Source organism: Nocardioides acrostichi, from assembly GCF_015319165.1.
Taxonomy (GTDB): domain Bacteria; phylum Actinomycetota; class Actinomycetes; order Propionibacteriales; family Nocardioidaceae; genus Nocardioides; species Nocardioides acrostichi.
In genome coordinates this window covers 1-17,323 of record NZ_JADIVZ010000014.1, presented here as the reverse complement: position 1 = coordinate 17,323, position 17,323 = coordinate 1, and the positions used below count along the sequence as shown (strand labels likewise).

The window sequence follows — 17,323 nt, the reverse complement described above, 5'->3', positions numbered from 1 at the left end:
CAAGTCCCCTCGCGGTGACCGACCTCACAGTTTTGCACTCTTGTAGAAATAGTGCAGAATCGCAGCGTGCTGCCGTGCCCGTTCTCGCCCGGAGGTCCGCTCACCAAGCGTGAGCAGACCTGGCTGCGCATCGTGCGGGCGGCCCAAGCGCTGTGCCTCGACCGCGGCTTCGACGGATTCACCCTCGACGAACTCGCCGAGGCTTCGGACGTCTCCCGCCGCACGCTGTTCAACTACTTCCCGAGCAAGGTCGACGCCGTGCTCGGAGGGGGCGAGACCCCCGATCTGCTGCACCCCGACCCGCGTCAGCCCCATCTCGTCGAGGCGACCGAGCTCTTCCGGCGAGGCGGCCCGCACGGTCGACTGCTCGAGGATCTCACCGCCCTGTCCCGGGTGCTGGTCGACGGCGCCCACCCCGACCGTTCGCTCGCGCGCAGCCAGCGCGCCATCCTCTTCGCCACCCCCCGACTTCTCGGCGAGGTGCACGAACGGTTCCTTGCTGCCGCCGGCACGCTGGTCGCCCTCGTGCGCGAGCGCGAGCCGGAGCTCGACGAGGGCCGCGGGCGCCTCTTCGTGCGACTGCTCGTGGCGGTGTTCGACAACGCCGTCGAGACCTGGGTCGAGCAGCCCGACGACGACCCCCGCACCCTCGCCGACGTGTTCGAGACCCACCTCGAGGACGCCGTCCACCTGCTCCACCCCTGATCCGCCCCACCCCGGCCGGCACCACACCCCGGCCCAGCACCTCCCCAGCCCAGACCTCCCCAGCCCAGACCTCCGAACCCCCCAACGCCCAGGAGAACCCCATGGCCACCCTGCTCGCCCGCCTCGGCACCACCGCCTACCGGCGCTGGTACTACTTCATGCTCGCCTGGGTCGTGCTACTGGTGCTGATCGGCGGCATCGCCGCCGGCTTCTCCAAGCCGCTCTCGAGCGAGGTCTCGATCCCCGGGATCCCCTCACAGAAGGCCGCCGACCTCCAGACCGAGCTGTTCCCGGGCTCGGAGTCCGCCTTCGACCAGGCGAACGTGAACGTCGTCGTGCAGGCGCCGGAGGGCCAGAAGCTGACCCAGGCGAAGTACCGCAAGGCGATCAAGCAGCTCGCCGCCGGCATCACCGCATTGCCGCAGTACCCGTCGGACCCCTCGACCCAGGAGGCCGTCAAGACGCCGATCGAGACGGCGGCGGCCTACACCAAGCAGCTCGTCGGCCAGGCGCAGCAGACCGGAGGCAGTGTCAAGGCGGCCCGCGCCGACGCCCAGGCCGTGTCCCCCCTGAGCCAGGACCAGCGCACCGGCGTGATCACCTTCTCCTGGGACGTCACGACGCCCGCCGACGTCAAGCAGTCGACCCTCGACGACCTCCAGGCGCTGATGGACGAGGTGTCCCAGAGTTCCGGCCTCACCGTCGCCGCGAACGGTCAAGGCGCCACGTCGGCAGAGCTGGGCTACCTCTCCGAGACCATCGGTCTCGGTGTCGCGCTGCTCGTGCTCGTGCTCACCTTCGGCTCACTGGTCAGCGCCGGCATGCCGCTGTTCAACGCGGTCTTCGGGGTCATGGTGGGCCTCGGCGGTGTCACGGCCATGACCGCCGTCATCGACATCGACCAGTCGGCCCCGATCCTCGCCTCGATGCTGGGCCTGGCCGTCGGCGTCGACTACACGCTGTTCATCCTGGCCCGCTACCGAACCGAGCTGCACGGCACCGACGACCGCGCCGCCGCCATCGGCATCGCCGTGGGCACGGCCGGATCGGCCGTCGTCTTCGCCGGGCTCACCGTGCTCATCGCCCTGGCGGCGCTCTCCGTCGTGGGCATCCCGTTCCTGACCGCCATGGGCCTGGCCGCGGCCGCGACCGTGCTGGTCGCCGTCCTCGTCGCGCTCACGTTGCTGCCCGCCGTGCTCGGCCTGCTGAAGTCGAAGGCCTTCGCCGGCCGGGTGCGCCGTCGTGGCCCGAAGCACGACGAGACCGGCGCGGTGCTCAACAACGGCGTGCGGTGGGCCCGGGTCGTCGAGAAGCGCTCCGTGGCCATCGCGGTGCTCGTCGTCGTCGGACTCGGCGCGATCGCGTTGCCGTTGCGCAACCTCGAGCTCGCCTTCCCGAGCGACTCCACGAAGCCCGTCGGCAGCACCCAGCGCATCGCCAGTGACCTGATGACCGAGGCGTTCGGACCCGGCCGCGAGGGCCCGCTGCTCGTGATCGTCGACGGACGCGACGTGCCGGCCCAGAAGCGGCTGGCCTCCTTCCAGCGCGTCGCCACCTGGGCCGGGCGCTTCGACGGCGTCGAGAACGCCCAGGTGGTGCTCACCAATGCGAACCCGAAGCAGCCCGAGGTCGCCCCGACCGGGGCACAGGTGCTCGTCACCCCGACCTTCGGACCGTCGTCTCCCGAGGCAGAGGATCTGCTGAGCCGGCTTCGCGCCAACGAGCCGGAGATCGACGACGAGACCGGCACCGTCAGCGGCGTCACCGGCCTCACGGCCATCCAGACCGACGTCTCGGACCGGCTCGCCTCGGCGTTGCCGGTCTACCTGGCGATCGTGATCGGTCTCGCCTTCGTGCTGCTCATGATCGTCTTCCGCTCGATCCTGGTGCCGCTGACCGCCACCGTGGGCTTCCTGCTCTCGGTGCTGGCCACGCTCGGCGCCACGGTGGCGGTGTTCCAGGAGGGAGCCTTCGGCCTCTTCGACCCCGCGCCCATCGTCAGCTTCATGCCGATCTTCCTGGTCGGGGTCGTGTTCGGGCTCGCCATGGACTACCAGGTGTTCCTCGTGACCCGCATGCGCGAGGCACACGTGCACGGCATGAGCACCGACGACGCCGTGGTCGACGGGTTCCGCAACAGCGCCCGGGTGGTCACCGCGGCCGCGACGATCATGATCGCGGTGTTCGCCGCGTTCATGCTCCAAAGCGACCCGATCACCAAGTCGATCGGCTTCGCGCTGGCGATCGCGATCGTGTTCGACGCCTTCATCGTGCGCATGGCGCTCATCCCGGCCGTGCTGCACCTGCTCGGTGAGAAGGCCTGGTGGATGCCGCGCTGGCTCGACCGGCTGTTGCCCAGCGTCGACGTCGAGGGCGAGAAGCTCCAGCGCCCGGCGGCGTCAGGCCCGACGGGACCGCTGGACGCCGAGCCCGCCGGCGCCTGACCGCGTAGCGGAGCGGCTCAGCCGTCGACCTCCTCGGCCCCCAACCGGTCGAGGAGGTTGGCGGAGAACCGGTCGCCCATCTTGTCGACGACGCCACGCATCGTCGCCGTGACGGCCTTCGAGGACAGTTTCGGAAGCGGCAGGTCGAGGGTGATCTCGAGGCTCGTGGAGAGCGTGCACCCGCGCTCGTGCTCCTCGAGGTGGTACCACCCCTCGACCGAGGACCGCTCGGTCTGGCCCGGCGGCGGGTCGTGGGTGAACTCGATGCGCTCGGGCTCGGTGAAGGTCATCTTCTCGGTGAACGACGGCGAGACGGACTTGCCGAGCACCTCGAGACCGCCGAGCTGCCAGGTCCAGTGCTCACCCTCGCTGGTGATCCCCTTGACGAAGGGTGTCATCGACGCGATGGCGTCGGGATCCTCCAGCAGCGCCCAGACCTCCTCGCGGGAGGCCGTGATGATGGCGGTGGCGTCGGTCTTGGCGGAGAAGCGAGTCACCTAGGCCAGCGCCTTCTCGATGTCGGAGCGGATCTTCTCGGGCTTGGTGGTCGAGCCGTAGCGGCCGAGCACGGTGCCGTCCTTGCCGATGAGGAACTTGGTGAAGTTCCACTTGATGTTGTTGCCGAGCACCCCGCCCTTCTCCTTGCGCAGCCACTGGTAGAGGGGGTGAGCGCCGTCGCCGTTGACCTCGATCTTGGAGAACATCGGGAAGGAGACTCCGTAGTTCTTCTGGCAGAAGCCGGAGATCTCCGCGTCGCTGCCGGGATCTTGGTGACCGAACTGGTCACACGGGAAGCCGAGCACCGTGAAGCCGCGGTCGCCGTAGCTGTCGTGGAGTGCCTGGAGGCCCTCGAACTGCGGGGTGAAGCCGCACTGGGAGGCGGTGTTGACCACGAGCACGACCTGACCGCGGTAGTCGGCGAGGTCGATCTCCTGCCCGTCGATGCTGGTGGCGGAGAAGTCCTGGAGGGTCGTCATGGGGCCATGCTGCCAGGCGATCGGGAACCCCGGCCTCACCCGTCCTCGGGCCAGGATCCGCGGTCGCGGACCCATCGTGTCCTTTCAGGGCAGCACCCCTCGGTGGTCTCGATCACCGTGCAGGTACTCAGGCGTCCACCGGGCGCCGACGCCGCACGGCGACCCAGAAGAGCGCGACCAGCAGCACGAGCACGCCGTCACCCACCAGTCCGATGACCAGCAGCGGGCTGCTGGTGCCCTCGACCCGGTAGACCGACGGGTCGTCGGCGAGGTAGCTCACCCGTACCTCGCCCGTGCGCTGGACGGCGCGCGCAGCGTCGGCGGTCAGCGTGACCGCCTGTTCGGGTCCGGGCCCGTCGACCGCGTCCGGGAGACTGACCACGACGTGACGCGCGGCCGGCTCGCCGACGATGCGTGCGGGTGCCGACACGCTCGTGGCGTCGTCGTCGAGGCGCCGGTCCTCGCGGACGGTCGTGACGAGCGGCAGGTTGACCAGCGCGGCGAGGAGCACCAGTGCGAGCACCGGCAACCGGCGCCGGGAGTGCTGGGTGACGAGATCGTCGTCGGCTGTGGTCACGGGGCGTCGGTGGCGGCGGCCACGTAGTCGCGCAGCCGGTCGCGCCCGGTGACGTCTTCGGCACGCTGCCACCCGAAGGTGGTGGGCCGCTGAGCCCGGTCGTGCCAGAAGTAGGGCGGGTGCGAGGGCGGGCGCTTGGCCACCAGCCACACGGCCGTGTCGGCGCCGTCGTCGGGCTCGCGCAGCAAGGGCCCGACCACCTTGTCGAAGGTCGGCAGGTGCTCGGAGACACCGGGAGTGCGCACCCAGCCCGGGTGCATCGACACACTCTGCACACCGGTGCCCAGCAGCGCGTCGGCCCACACCTGCGCCATCACGACCTGCATGCGCTTGGTGCGTGCGTAGGCCTGCACCCCGTCGTACTGGCCCCGCCGGTACTCGATGTCGTCGGCGTCGTCGGCGTGCAGCCGGGCGCCGTACATGCCTCCGCTGCTCATCCACACCACCGTGCCGGGGGCGGCCAGCAGCCGGTCGCGCAGGATCCGGGTCATCAGATGCGGCCCGAGCACGTGCGCCGCTAGCCCCAGCTCGTGGCCCTGGGCGCTCTCCTCGCGCCGGGTGGTCATGGTGCCGGCGTTGTGCACGAGACCGTGCAGCACCTCGATGCGCCCGGAGAGGTCGCCGGCCCAGGCCCGCACGGCGTCGAGATCGGAGACGTCGCAGACCTCCTCGACGACCTCGCTGTTGGCCACCTGCTCGCGCAGGTCGCGCGCGTAGTCGGCCACCTTCTGGGCGTTGCGCCCGAGCAGGTGCACCGTCGCGCCCAGCTCGAGCAGTTGGCGGGCGATGGCCTCACCGATGCCGGACGTCGCTCCGGTGACGACCACTCGCTTGCCCTGCAGGCAGCCCGGCGTCGGGTCGGCCGGCCACAGGGTGCGGCGCACCCGGGGCCCGATGGAGGTGTAACCGAGCACGACGGACCGGTCGAGGGCGACGTCGAGGGCCCGTTGGGAGAACTGTCCGACGGGCGCGAGGAGGCCGAGGGGGCGCATGCGGCGAGCGTAGCCAGCGCGCCCCGGCCCCCCGGACGGGCGGCCCGGGTCAGGCGGGCGCTTCCCCGGCGGCGATCTGTTGGGCGAGGTAGCGCTCGACGCCCACGTGGCGGATGGCGTCGAGCTGGCTCTCGAACCAGTCGGCGTGGGTCTCCTCGTCGCGCGCCATGTCCTCGAACACGTCGGCGCTGGCGTGGTCGCCGAGGTCGTGACACTCCTTCGCCGCGGCGTTGAACTGGGCCACGGCCGCCAACTCGCTGGCCAGCGCGAGCTCGAGCATCTCCTGCGGCGTCTCACCGATGGCGATCGCGTTCAGCTTCTGCACGTTGGGGTGCCCGTCGAACATGAGGATCCGGTTGATCAGCCCGTCGGCATCCTTCATCTCGTCGATGGAGAGGTCGTAGAAGACCTTGCCGAGGCGCGAGAGACCCCAGTTGTCGAGCATGCGTGCGTGCAGGAAGTAGGTGTTGGTGACGGTGAGCTCAAAGGTCAACGCATCGTTGAACAACTCGACGATCCGCGGGTCAACTGGCTGCATTGGCGATCTCCTGGGGCAAGGTGCGGGTGCACTCGTGGGCTTCAGCCTCATTGTGGTCGATGACCAGGCGACGCACCGAAAAGACACACGACCCGCAGTTCTTGCCGGCACCGGTAGCGCGGCAGACCTGGGCGACCGTCCGAGCACCGGCGGCCAGTGTCGTGGCGACCTGGCTCGAGGTGACGACCTCGCAGTGACAGACGATCATGCAGCGATGATAAGGCAAGCCTAACCTTCGCGAAAGGGTGGAGCCGCGCTCGTAGCCGCCGACGTCGGGCCGACCGACCCTCAGCGCGACCGAGCCAGCGCCCTGCCTGCAGCCCGCCCGGAGAAGATGCAGCCGCCGAGGAAGCTGCCCTCGAGGGCGTTGTAGCCGTGCACACCCCCGCCGCCGAAGCCGGCGACCTCGCCGGCGGCGTACAGCCCCGGCACCGGCTCGCCGTCGGCGCCCATCACCTGACTGTCGAGGTTGGTCTCGAGGCCGCCGAGGGTCTTGCGAGTGAGGATGTTGAGCCGGACGGCGATGAGCGGGCCGTGCTCGGGGTCGAGGATGCGGTGCGGCTTGGCCACCCGCACGAGCTTGTCGGTGCGGGAGCGGCGGGCGTTGGCGACCGCCATCAGTTGCAGGTCCTTGGAGAACCCGTTGTCGAGCTCGCGATCGCGCTCGACGATCTGGCGCTCCAGGTCGGCCGCGTCGATCACCGGCCCCCGGGAGAGCTTGTTCATGCCCTCGACCAGTTCGGCCAGGGTGTCGGCGACCACGAAGTCCTCACCGTGCTCCTTGAACTTCTCCACCGGCCCGGGCGCGCCCTTGGACAGGCGCGACTTCAGCAGGAACCCGACGTCCTTGCCGGTGATGTCGGGGTTCTGCTCGGAGCCGGAGAGGGCGAACTCCTTCTCGATGATCGACTGCGTGAGCACGAACCACGAGTAGTCGTGGCCGCCGGCCAGGATCTCCTTCATCGTGCCGAGCGTGTCGAAACCCGGGAAGTTCGGGGCGGGCAGACGCCGCCCGGTGGCGTCGAACCACAGCGACGAGGGCCCGGGGATGATCCGGATCGCATGGTCGGGCCAGATCGGATCCCAGTTGTGGATGCCCTCGGTGTAGGCCCACAACCGGTCGCGGTTGACGATCCGCCCGCCCGCGTCCTCGGTGATGGCGAGCATCCGGCCGTCGACGTGCGCGGGCACGCCGCTGATGAGGTGCTCCGGCGCCGGGCCCATCCGCTCGGTGGGCCAGTTCGCGCGCACCAGGTCGTGGTTGTGTCCGATGCCGCCCGAGGTGACGACGACCGCGGCGCCCCGGTGCTCGAACTCGCCCACCGGATCCCGGCTGGACTTCACCCCGCGCTCCTCGCTCGATGCGGCCAGCACGGTGCCGCGGACGCCGACCACGGCGTCGCCGTCCCTCACGAGCTCGTCGACCTGGTGCCGGAACGCGAACCGCACCAGCCCCCGCTGCTCGGCCTCGAGCACCGGCTCGGCGAAGACCCGCACGACCTCGGGGCCGGTGCCCCAGGTGAGGTGGAAGCGCGGCACGGAGTTGCCGTGCCCGCTGGCCGAGCCACCACCCCGCTCGGCCCATCCGACGATGGGCAGCACCTTGAGTCCCAGGGCGCGCAGGTAGTCGCGCTTCTCGGACGCCGCGAAGTCGACGTAGGCCTCGGCCCAGCGCCGTCCCCAGACGTCCTCGTCGTCGAGTCGGTCGAATCCGGCCGAGCCCAGCCAGTCCTGGAGGGCCAGCTCGCGGGAGTCCTTGATGCCCATGCGGCGCTGCTCGGGTGAGTCGACGAAGAACAGCCCGCCCAGCGACCAGAACGCCTGGCCACCGAGGTTGGCCCGGTTCTCCTGCTCCACCACGAGCACCCGCCGGCCCGCTTGCGACAGCTCGTAGGTGGCGACGAGTCCGGCCAAGCCGGCGCCGACGACGATCACGTCCGGCATGAAGTCAGTGCTCTGCGCGCTCACCCGGGCATCTTGCCACCGTGGCGAGACCGGCGACCAGCGGCCACGAACGCCGACGGCCCGCCGGTCGGCGCGTGATGCGCCGGCCGGCGGGCCGTGGTGTGGAGTGGGTCAGCCCAGCTCGCGCTTGAGCGCAGCGGCCGGCTTGAAGGCGGCCGACGTGCTGGCGGCGATCTCCATGGACTCGCCGGTCTGCGGGTTGCGGCCGGTGCGCGCCTCGCGGTGGCGGGTCTCGAAGGTGCCGAAGCCGGCGAGGGCCACCTTGTCGCCGCTCTTGAGGGCGCCGGTGATCGCGTCGGTCAGGGCCGACAGCGCCTTGTCGGCGGTGGTGAGGTCGATGTCGGCGCCCTTCGCGATGGCCTCGACGAGCTCGCGCTTGTTCATGTTTCTCCTTCGTGCGTTGTCCTGGGTCGGGTGCGGTCGCGCTCCGTGCGGCGACCGACCGGGAGGGTTCCGGTCCTCGGATCCGCCCCGACACTACGGGTCAGTCCCGACGAGGCACGACCCGGCGCGCTGTCGGCGTCGCCCGCCGGGCCGCCACCGTGTCGGTGCGCAGGCTCCCTTGCGGCCCCTGAAAGGGGCTGTACTCCGGTGCTGCGCCACGGCGCGCGGGCGCGATGCGCGCGGCCTCCACACACAAGGCCCCAGGCCAGAAGGCCCGGGGCTCTTGTGTACGAGGGGGAGTTGAACTGGCGAGGTCGGCTCGACGCCCCAGACCCCGCGGGGCACTGCCGAGAGCTGACCTTTCCTGCCTCCCAGCCGCCACTCGCACTGGGGCACACCCGCATCGAAGCCCAGGGTGGCGCACTTGTACCGCGAAGCCCGCCGACGTGGCGGCTCGAACGCGCCATCGCCCCGGCCTAGGTCACGTCCAGATCCCGCACCAGGCGGGGCAGCAGGGAACCCTCGGACCTCACCATCAGGGTCCAGGCCGCCAGCCAGTCCCTACGCCTGAGCAGCGCCCGACCTTGCGTTCGCTTGTGGCCGCAGAAGACATCTCCGACAACTGCCCGTCAACGACGACTAGCAAGCCGTCGGTGCTGACCCTGCCAGTCAGCCCCAGGCCGACCGTCACGAAGCCTTACAGGCGATTCACGGCTTGTGGAAGTGGCGCAGCACGAGATCGAACGGTTTCCGGTCTTCGCTCAGCTTCTTGTGTCCAGTCGGCATGTCCAGGTGCGACATGTCGACGCGTTCCCACGTGGTGCCGGCGAAGAGCCGGGCGATTGACCTGTAGGCACTCCCAATGGCCCTGACGGCCTGAAAGCCGACCCGCGAGACCTCGAGCAGGAGGGCCGACTTGAGTTTCGCCGGCGGCACGCCACGCTCCCAGATACGGACCATCGTGTCTCGCCCCGGACCATCGGACACGAAGGTGTCCCCAAGTCCTCGCTTGCGAAGCTCGGAACTGAGGATGTCGAAGGACTTGTCTCCCCCGTGAGTCCGCGTGTCCCAGGCGACCGAGTACGCCGCGCGCAACAGATCGAACCTGTCACTTCGAGCCACGCGACCAACGTACCTACGGGCAGTGTTGCGCAAGCGGAATTGCTCGCTCATGCCCCACGAGGTCGGGAGCGCACGTGCGTTCGATGTGCGCGTAGGGAACGAGACGGCGCCGCGTCAGGCGACGCTTCATCATGGTCCGGACAGACGCCCACGTCTTGAGCGACGACATACGGAGTGATCCGCCCCCAACGAGGCTGCAGAAGGGCCGCGATCAGCACTAATACCGGCACATGAGCCAGGCACGAAGCCAGACCCAAACACAAAGCCCCAGGTCGAAGACCTGGGGCTGTCGTGCGCGAGGGGGGAGTTGAACTGCCGAGGTTGACTCGACGCCGGGAACCCCCGAGACCCCCGTTCCCGCTCAGACTGAGCGTGAACTGCGCGGCGAAACAACAAACGACATCTTTGGGATACGTCGGTCTACGCAGGCGGTAGCACATGAAGTAGCACATGAGCGCCAGCCGGGAACGGGCACCGGCGATGGAGATCCTCGACCACGTCGGGCGGGTCGACGCCGAAGTGCTCCTAGTACCGGCGACGCAAACTGTTGGTGTTCTCGTCGGGCCCTCAGTCGGGTGAGGAGGACAGCCCCCGACTACTTGGCAGATCGCCGCACAGCGCTCTTGGCTCGGAGGGGCACTTCAACGTGCCTTGGTCGTCATTCGAGGTGAACGGACAGCTGCTCGGTCAAACTCAAGTGGGCCTGCTGCAGCGCGCCGAGAGCGCTCTTAAGTTGGCGAATCTCGCCTTCGAGGGCCCTGACAGTGCGCGCATCCGACATTCGTCCGGCGCCCGTCGAATCGAGGTCATCACCCTCTGCAGGGGCCGGATCCAAGTCAGGACCACCTCCGCCGAGGTCCTCGGACGCGTCTTCTCCCACCTCCGGGCGAAACACTTCAGGAAGCAGTTCAGCGAGGTCACGCTGATTGAGCTCAGCGAGAACGCTGAGTCGGACGGCAGTTGCTGATACGCGTCGCGTGTTGCCCACGCCCTCGTAAGGGGCGAGCTCGCCTTGCTTGAGCCGGCGGGCGACCGTCTTTACCGCGCACCCAAGATACTTCGCCGCGGCGGCCTGGCTGAGGGGTGCGTCAGCCGAGTCTGGGCTTGACGAGCCCGTTCCGGTTCGAGGCCTGCCTTCCGCTGGCACCGGCTCACCTCCTCCCGGGTCGAATCACGCCCTGACAACGGACATCTAGCCATGCTTTCGACCCTGCGATGGGACAAGTGTCGCGCCTACCACCCCGAATGACATCCGCGTGATTCACTACAGACACGATCAGGACAGAAGTCGCGTCAGCTAGGGCGGTGAGTCAGATTCCCGTGCCACTCATCCAAGCCAGATGTCTAGTCGCTCCGCGCTCAGTCAGACATTTTTCCCTGTGGCGCCCTTTCAGGTTCGCGACGCATGATGGACGATCCCCGATGTTCACGATCAATGCATCGGAACCGGCCTGCGGGCCGTCCGATCTGCCGACAACGGTGGAACCTCGGCAACGACGCGCCGAGCCAACGAAGGGAGTTCTGGTGCAGGCGACACCAATCCGTCCCACCCTGGCCCGCCCGTCAGCACCCCTTGCTAGAGTGCCGCAATGGCGCCCGTCCCGCTCGCGATCGGACCGGGGCGTGATCAGCTCCGATTCACCACGCCTTTGCCTGACAGGCTGGGTGTCCACTCCTCATTTGGTGATGTCCTCCTCACACTCACTCGAGGGCTCAGCGGCAAGCAAGAGGACCACATCCATACGGCACGCAGTTTCGGTCTATCGCGCATCGGCGATCAGGCGCTCATCCGTGGCACTCATCCCGCTTCCATCAGCGCCGCCTACTCGATCAGTCACCTACTCGCCATCACCTACCTGCCGGTGGAGTACTCGTTCTCACCAACACGAGCGCGGCCGGCACATGGCCGGAAGGTGCCTGGCACTGACTGGTACCTGCCTCGAGAGCAGGCAGGAGTCGTTCGCCCTGCGACAAAGGGTGAACAGCGAGCCGCCATCGCGGGAGATTCGCTGCCGCCCGGCGCACGAACCGTCGGTGGTGGCCTCGTGAACAGCCAGAAGCTGCGTCCCGAGTTCGGGATGGACGGCGGCTATTACGAGTTCGCCAACGAGGAGTACTTCCACATCGAGGTCGACGACGACGGGGCAGTTGTTCTTTGGTCCTCCGACCTCACAGCTGATGCAGCGGTGTCGATTGTCGAGAAGTTCCTCGGCCACCCCACCGTCGACTGTCATGGGTTCCTCGTGTCCACGAGCGGTGTTGGCGTCGACGAGGCCAGTCCGCGCGTCATCGACCAGGTCAAGAAGGATCCTGGCAAGTTTCGGATGCTCAGCATCGGATTCGACGACTGCATTGTTACGTGGCGTCGGGCTCAGAAGAAGATGGCCACGCACAAGGTGCCCCACATCGAGCTCAGTTACAGCGCGCGCGATGTCAACACCAAGATCCTGTTGGAACTGATGCGGGGCACCGGAAGCGAAAATGTGAGAAGCGCACTTGCCAAGGGTGGCTGGGATTTGATCCAATCCTTGGTCGGTCCGGGTCCCGCTAGGGAACGCGCGAAGCGCTAAGACTAACCTCCCGGCGCAAGTTCAGGGAGGATCCGTGGAGTACGAGGTCATCGACCTGGTGGGGGGGCCTGCTGGCTTCCCTCCAGGCGTCGAGCTCAACAGGATCGATGTTCGCACGGGCATCCACAGTTCACAACGCGACCACCACATCGCCAAGCACCACGACACCACACACACGGTCCAAGCGAAGAACGCTTCGCATCGGACCCTCTTCTTTCGGATCGACTCCCGTTTGCCGGACGGCGAGGTCAGGTATCCCGATGGTGAGCATTCGACGCCGCGAAAGTGGACGCCGACCATCAAGGTCGGTGGGCTCCGGTCGGGTCGGGAGAGCCCGCAGTGGGAGCCGGCGAAGACGTCGATGTCGCACCCGGCGACCTGCCCTGAGGGCAACGGGCATCACGTAGACATCGCCGTCAATGTGGAAACCGCGCTCGAGGGGGAGACCGGGTGCATCCTCAAGACGGAACAGGACTACGTCTTCCGCTTCACGTGCACATGCTGACCCCTTTCATCCTCGGCATTGTGATACAGGTCAGCGCGATGATCGGTGCCGACGTTGCAGCGCCAGTTGACGACCACAAGATCGACACGAAGATCAGTCGAGACGAGTTCGCGTACCGGCTCGATGTTGCCGTCTTCATGCCAGCGTTCTTCACGCTCCTCAGCGCCGCCCTCCTCAACCGAGGTCGACTCTCAGAGACCGCCGTCACGTTCACGGTCATGGGATCCGTGTTGGCGTTCGTGGGACTCGCTTTCGCGCTATACAAGTGGGCGGATCCCACGTCCTACAGGTTGAGCACCAGGCGCTTCTTCGGCGCGACGCCTCTGAGCGTCGGCATCATCGTCACGAACGTCGTGCTTGGGCTCATCACACTGGCGATTGCATCCCCGGAACAGGAACAAGAACCGAACAGGGACGGGCCGCCCGCCACCCACGCAGCGGCCAGCTCAGACCGATCCCATTTCGAATCGAGAGACTTTGCCGCTCGTTGGAAGGCATTCGCGGGGTAGCCCCGGATGGCCCATCCAGCGCTCGCACGCCGCTGCCATCCAGCGGGGCCCTATCCGCGGGCATCGTCGTAGACCCAGTTGGTGACTAAGCCCGACCCGATCACCAGGCTTCCCTTCGAATGGACGTATGCTCCCGTGGTAGATACGTCATGCGCTTTATTGTAAACATGTCAAGGAGCGGGCTTGCAGGGTGGGGTGATCCTCTTCCGAGCCACTGGGTCGGCGGCGTGCCGATACCTGGAGTCGGATTGCTCGCGGGCTGACGACTACTACCTGGAAGGCGGCACCTCGCTCGCCTCGTTCACCGAGACCAATGGCAGGGGCGAGGTGCTCAGCACCTCCGAGCTCGACGCCGACACCTACGCCCACTGGGTCGACTGGACCGACCCGGTACACGGAAGCTCGATGGGTATGCCACGGGTACCCGCTGAAGAGGGGTCGAAGAAGAAGGGCTCCCCTCGGTTCGCCGAGATGGTGGTCAACGCCCCGAAGTCGCTGTCGATCGCGGCCGCGCTGCATCCGGAGGTCTCGGACGCGCTGGACGCCGCGCAGGCCGATGCGGTCGCGGAGATCCGACGTTTCCTGTCGCTGCATTCGGTCACCCGGGTCGGCCCCCGCGGGCGGCACGAGGTGGTGTCGGTCGAGCGGCTGCAGACGGTGGCCGTTGTCCACAAGACCAGCCGAGCCGGCGACCCCTACCGGCATGTCCACTTCCAGATCGGCGCCCGCGTCTGGGCCGCGGGAAGGTGGCGGGGCCTGGACACTGCGGCCCTGTTCAAGCAGCAGGGGGCGATCCGGGCACTCGGCACCGCTGTCATCGCCGCACACCCGGGGCTCGCCCAGGTGCTCGACCGCCACGGCCTCACCCTCGATCCGGTGTCGGGCGAGGTGGTGGAACTGGAGCCGTTCAACCTGCTGATGTCGAAGCGCGCCGGCCAGGTGGAGAAGAACCTCGCCGACCTGGAGGCCAGGTGGGCCGAGGCGCATCCCGGCCAGGAGCCCGGCCCGACCGTCAGCTCGCGGATGGTCGCCGCTGCCTGGGCGAAGGACCGGCCGCAGAAGCGGCCCGCCGCTCTGGCCCACGAGGACGGTTGGCGTCAGGAGCTGGCGGAGGCCGGGTACGACGCTGTGCTGATCCAGCAGGCGGGCAGACCTGGTCGTCGCGCCAACCCACCGTCCCCGGACGACCTCCAAGTGCTCACCATCGCCTCACGCGCGCTGGACAGGTGCGCCTCGCATGCGTCCACCTGGACCCGGCACAGCGTTGCCGAGCATGCGACCCGGATCGTCACCGAGCACGGCGTACGCGGCACGCCCGCCGAGCTGCGCGACCTGGTCGAGCTCGCCACCGACCTTGCCGTCGGGGACTGCCTGTCGGTGCTGCCGCCCGGTGCGGCACGACCCGAGCACGTCGCACATCTGACGAGCCTCGACGTGGTCGCGGCCGAGACCCGGTTGCGCGACCTGCTTGCCGAGCGTCTGACCACCGGCCGGGAGAGTGCCCACCCTGATGTGACGAGGTGGGCTTCTCGGAAGGGCTTGGACGACGCGCAGGCTCGTGCAGCAGCAGCGGTCGCCTCCACCAACCCGCTCGTGCTAGTGGAGGGAGCCGCTGGGGCGGGGAAGACGACCATGCTCGCCGTGTCCATCGAAGCTGCCGCCGCTGAGGGCAGGGCGACGAGGATCCTGACGCCGACGAAGAAGGCCGCCGACGTGGCCGCCAGCGAGCTCGGCGTCCCAGCGGAATCCGTGGCCAGGCTGCTCCACGCCCACGGCTGGCGCTGGAAGGGTGACGGCGTGTGGTCCCGGCTCAATGTGGGAGAGCCCGATCCCGACACCGGTGGCACGTACGGCGGGGTGCCGTCGTGGGCGCGACTGGCGCGCGGCGAGCGTCTCGGTGGACGAGGCCGGCATGCTCGACCAGGACAGCGCCATCGCGTTGCTCACCGTCACGGCGGAGGCCGAGGCCACGGTGGCTCTGGTCGGGGACCGTGCACAGCTTCCGGCCGTGGGGCGGGGCGGGGTTCTCGACATGGCCGCGGCCCTGACCACCGGCAGCGGCGGCACGGTCTACGACATGGACTCGGTCTACAGGTTCGCGGACCCGGCGTACGCCGACCTCACCCTCCGCCTCCGGGCCGGCCAGGAGCCGGAACGGCTCTTCGACCGACTGCACGCCCTTGGGCTCGTCCGACTGCACCGCAGGGTCGAGGACAGGCGCGAGGACATCGCGGCCTCGGCCGCCGGTGCGATCGAGGGCAAGCGTTCGGTTGCCGTGACCGTGGCCACCAACGACGAGGCCAGAGCCCTCAACCAGCTGATCCGCGCGCAGCGCGTCGCGCGCGCCGAGGTCGACGACACCACGACCGTGGCCGGCAGCGACGGACTACCCATCGGCCGAGGCGACGTGATCACCACACGGAAGAACGACAACGCGCTGGAGGTCGCGAACCGGCAGGCCTGGACCGTCCAAGGCGTCGGCAACGACGGCACCGTCTGGGCCATCGAGAACGCCGGCCCGCTGAAGCATCGACGGTCCGTCGCCCTGCCCAGCTCGTACGTGGGCGAGCACGTTCACCTCGGTTACGCGGCCACCGCCTACGGAGTCCAGGGCGTCACGACCACGACCGCGCACACCCAGCTGTCCGAGGCATTGGACGCAGCCGGCGTGTACGTCGGCATGACCCGCGGCCGCGACTCGAACGTGCTGCACATCGTCGCCGAGGACGACCTCGACGAGGCGCGCGAAAAGTTCATCGGTGCTCTCCAGCTCGACCGGGCCGACCGCGGTCTCCGGATGGCGACCGCCGACGCCCAAGCTGCTGTTGCCGGACTCGCAGCCGAGGGGCCGGTCAAGTTTGTCAATGACGAACGGGCTCGCCTCGTCGCAGTCATCGCCCAGGCGGAACGGGAGGCGGCAAGGTGGGAGCGTGCCGCCGGCTTGTTGTCCGCGCAGGCGGAGACTCACGCCCGCGAGGAGGCCGCGACCCGAGACGCGCTCACCGTGGCCGAGGCTCACCTGACCTCCGTCCAATGCGAAGCCATGGAATCCCTGCTCCCTCACGCAGTCGCCGACGGTCAGGCCTACATCGACGCTTACGAACGCCAAGCCGACGCGTGGGACGAGTCGAACTCAGTCGGCCGGCTGGGCAGGCGCGCCGCCAATCGGAGGCTCGAGGCGGTGAGCACCGAGGCCCACGAAGCCTAGGACAGAGCCCTCGCCCGCTGGGGCAGCCTGCCGTCCCCCAGCAAGTGGGACGCCAACACCCGCGACGGGCTCGGCGCTTGGGCCCAGCGGGTCGCAGACGAACGAGCTGACTCCCAGCCGCACGCCTCAAAGGCTCTCCAGGAGGTCAAGGCTGCCGGTGAGGAACTGCGACAGGTCCGAAGGCGGCACCAGCGAGAGTCCGAGGGCCTCCGACTTCAGGTGTACGGCAGGCGGGATGCCGCCTCCCGCCGTACGACCGCAGGCACCCGCAGCGCCGCTGGCCGCGCACAACGCTGGCGATCGCACGTTGACGCCGTTCGCGCCAACCTCGCCAATGTCGAATCCCTTCCGATAGGACGAGCCGTGGCTCTGATCGAAGCCCGCCAGGCTCAAGTCCGACAAGTCGAGGCGGCCAACCGACCTGCCACCCGCAACGGGGGGCCGGGTGTGTCGCCCGAGGAGCAGGCGAGGTCGATCGGCGACGAGTTGGGCCGCGGCCTGTAGGCACTGGCCGCTTGCGCGGTTCGTGCCGGTGAGCGCGAAGCCGTGGGTTCAGCGATCCAAACTCGGGAGATACAACTCAATCGTGTCGCGATAGACGAGCGCGGAGAGTTCGTTGATTGGGCATACCTGGGTCCGCATCTTGATGCCCAGTGCTTTGCCTCGATTGACGAAAGTCCTTCCAAGGTTCACCCATCGAGACAGAGCCCCGTTGGGTGGTGGGCTTTGAGGTGGTCCTCGGTGCCCTACTCGCCGCTGTTGATGGCGGCACGGTGTTCAGTATCCATGGTGTCGGCGAGCAGGGCCATGGACTCCTCGGATAGATA

At 68.4% G+C, this 17,323-nt stretch carries 16 protein-coding genes and 2 pseudogenes; 8 read left to right on the top strand and 10 right to left on the bottom strand.

Annotation, left to right across the window (positions count from 1 at the left end; translation table 11 throughout):
- Positions 1-51 precede the first annotated feature (51 nt).
- Positions 52-705 carry a TetR/AcrR family transcriptional regulator gene (locus ISG29_RS18490; protein WP_194504938.1) on the top strand — a complete coding sequence of 218 codons (654 nt, stop codon included), beginning with the start codon at positions 52-54 and terminating at the stop codon, positions 703-705.
- Positions 706-806: 101 nt separating this feature from the next.
- Positions 807-3,149, top strand: a complete 2,343-nt coding sequence (locus ISG29_RS18485; protein ID WP_194504937.1) for an MMPL family transporter — start codon at positions 807-809, stop codon at positions 3,147-3,149.
- 17 nt (positions 3,150-3,166) lie between these two features.
- On the opposite strand, the gene ISG29_RS18480 is transcribed toward ISG29_RS18485, so the two are convergent.
- From ISG29_RS18480 to ISG29_RS18440, 9 genes are all read right to left on the bottom strand, one after another.
- Positions 3,167-3,646, bottom strand: a complete 480-nt coding sequence (locus tag ISG29_RS18480) for an SRPBCC family protein (protein ID WP_194504936.1) — start codon at positions 3,644-3,646, stop codon at positions 3,167-3,169.
- Positions 3,647-4,126 carry a glutathione peroxidase gene (locus ISG29_RS18475; RefSeq protein ID WP_194504935.1) on the bottom strand — a complete coding sequence of 160 codons (480 nt, stop codon included), beginning with the start codon at positions 4,124-4,126 and terminating at the stop codon, positions 3,647-3,649.
- 127 nt (positions 4,127-4,253) lie between these two features.
- Entirely contained in the window at positions 4,254-4,703 is a 450-nt protein-coding gene (locus ISG29_RS18470) for a hypothetical protein (protein WP_194504934.1), read from the bottom strand.
- Complete coding sequence (locus ISG29_RS18465; RefSeq protein WP_194504933.1) at positions 4,700-5,695, bottom strand: SDR family NAD(P)-dependent oxidoreductase; 996 nt, start codon at positions 5,693-5,695, stop codon at positions 4,700-4,702. The genes ISG29_RS18470 and ISG29_RS18465 overlap by 4 nt, the downstream gene beginning before the upstream one ends.
- 49 nt (positions 5,696-5,744) lie before the next feature.
- Positions 5,745-6,233: a bacterioferritin gene (gene bfr, locus ISG29_RS18460; RefSeq protein WP_194504932.1), complete on the bottom strand. Its 489-nt coding sequence runs from the start codon at positions 6,231-6,233 to the stop codon at positions 5,745-5,747.
- Positions 6,220-6,441: a (2Fe-2S)-binding protein gene (locus ISG29_RS18455; RefSeq protein ID WP_194504931.1), complete on the bottom strand. Its 222-nt coding sequence runs from the start codon at positions 6,439-6,441 to the stop codon at positions 6,220-6,222. Before ISG29_RS18455 ends, bfr begins: the two co-directional genes overlap by 14 nt.
- A gap of 80 nt (positions 6,442-6,521) precedes the next feature.
- Entirely contained in the window at positions 6,522-8,201 is a 1,680-nt protein-coding gene (locus tag ISG29_RS18450; protein ID WP_328829797.1) for an FAD-binding dehydrogenase, read from the bottom strand.
- Positions 8,202-8,309: 108 nt separating this feature from the next.
- Complete coding sequence (locus ISG29_RS18445) at positions 8,310-8,582, bottom strand: HU family DNA-binding protein (protein WP_194504930.1); 273 nt, start codon at positions 8,580-8,582, stop codon at positions 8,310-8,312.
- 708 nt (positions 8,583-9,290) lie between these two features.
- Positions 9,291-9,704, bottom strand: coding sequence for a hypothetical protein (locus ISG29_RS18440; protein WP_194504929.1), 414 nt, complete (start codon positions 9,702-9,704; stop codon positions 9,291-9,293).
- A 1,589-nt stretch (positions 9,705-11,293) separates the two neighbouring features.
- Here ISG29_RS18440 and ISG29_RS18435 point away from each other — a divergent pair.
- From ISG29_RS18435 to mobF, 4 genes and pseudogenes are all read left to right on the top strand, one after another.
- A complete protein-coding gene (locus ISG29_RS18435) occupies positions 11,294-12,274 on the top strand; it encodes a hypothetical protein (protein ID WP_194504928.1) in 981 nt (326 codons plus the stop codon).
- Between the two features lie 34 nt (positions 12,275-12,308).
- Entirely contained in the window at positions 12,309-12,779 is a 471-nt protein-coding gene (locus ISG29_RS18430; protein ID WP_194504927.1) for a hypothetical protein, read from the top strand.
- Positions 12,773-13,288 carry a hypothetical protein gene (locus tag ISG29_RS18425; RefSeq protein ID WP_194504926.1) on the top strand — a complete coding sequence of 172 codons (516 nt, stop codon included), beginning with the start codon at positions 12,773-12,775 and terminating at the stop codon, positions 13,286-13,288. Before ISG29_RS18430 ends, ISG29_RS18425 begins: the two co-directional genes overlap by 7 nt.
- 195 nt (positions 13,289-13,483) lie before the next feature.
- Positions 13,484-14,395 (top strand): annotated as a pseudogene (gene mobF / locus ISG29_RS21905) (MobF family relaxase); the annotation flags it as partial.
- Between the two features lie 102 nt (positions 14,396-14,497).
- Here mobF and ISG29_RS21405 read toward each other — a convergent pair.
- The gene (locus ISG29_RS21405; protein WP_194504925.1) at positions 14,498-14,794 is read right to left on the bottom strand and encodes a hypothetical protein; all 297 of its coding nucleotides are present in this window, start codon (positions 14,792-14,794) and stop codon (positions 14,498-14,500) included.
- Between ISG29_RS21405 and ISG29_RS21900 the strand changes: the two are divergent.
- Together ISG29_RS21900 and ISG29_RS21400 are read left to right on the top strand one after the other, a co-directional pair.
- Positions 14,723-15,061 (top strand): annotated as a pseudogene (locus tag ISG29_RS21900) (AAA family ATPase); the annotation flags it as partial. The gene ISG29_RS21405 and the pseudogene ISG29_RS21900 overlap by 72 nt on opposite strands.
- A gap of 40 nt (positions 15,062-15,101) precedes the next feature.
- Positions 15,102-16,496, top strand: a complete 1,395-nt coding sequence (locus ISG29_RS21400) for an AAA family ATPase (protein WP_268927787.1) — start codon at positions 15,102-15,104, stop codon at positions 16,494-16,496.
- Positions 16,497-17,323: the final 827 nt, after the last annotated feature.

Excerpts from the sequence above, each read along its gene's own strand:
- ISG29_RS18475 (WP_194504935.1), bottom strand. The coding sequence starts at position 4,126 with ATGACGACCCTCCAGGACTTCTCCGCCACCAGCATCGACGGGCAGGAG.
- ISG29_RS18455 (WP_194504931.1), bottom strand. The coding sequence starts at position 6,441 with ATGATCGTCTGTCACTGCGAGGTCGTCACCTCGAGCCAGGTCGCCACG.
- ISG29_RS18425 (WP_194504926.1), top strand. The coding sequence starts at position 12,773 with ATGCTGACCCCTTTCATCCTCGGCATTGTGATACAGGTCAGCGCGATG.
- ISG29_RS18435 (WP_194504928.1), top strand. The coding sequence starts at position 11,294 with ATGGCGCCCGTCCCGCTCGCGATCGGACCGGGGCGTGATCAGCTCCGA.
- ISG29_RS18465 (WP_194504933.1), bottom strand. The coding sequence starts at position 5,695 with ATGCGCCCCCTCGGCCTCCTCGCGCCCGTCGGACAGTTCTCCCAACGG.
- bfr (WP_194504932.1), bottom strand. The coding sequence starts at position 6,233 with ATGCAGCCAGTTGACCCGCGGATCGTCGAGTTGTTCAACGATGCGTTG.
- ISG29_RS21400 (WP_268927787.1), top strand. The coding sequence starts at position 15,102 with ATGTGGGAGAGCCCGATCCCGACACCGGTGGCACGTACGGCGGGGTGC.
- ISG29_RS18445 (WP_194504930.1), bottom strand. The coding sequence starts at position 8,582 with ATGAACAAGCGCGAGCTCGTCGAGGCCATCGCGAAGGGCGCCGACATC.
- ISG29_RS18485 (WP_194504937.1), top strand. The coding sequence starts at position 807 with ATGGCCACCCTGCTCGCCCGCCTCGGCACCACCGCCTACCGGCGCTGG.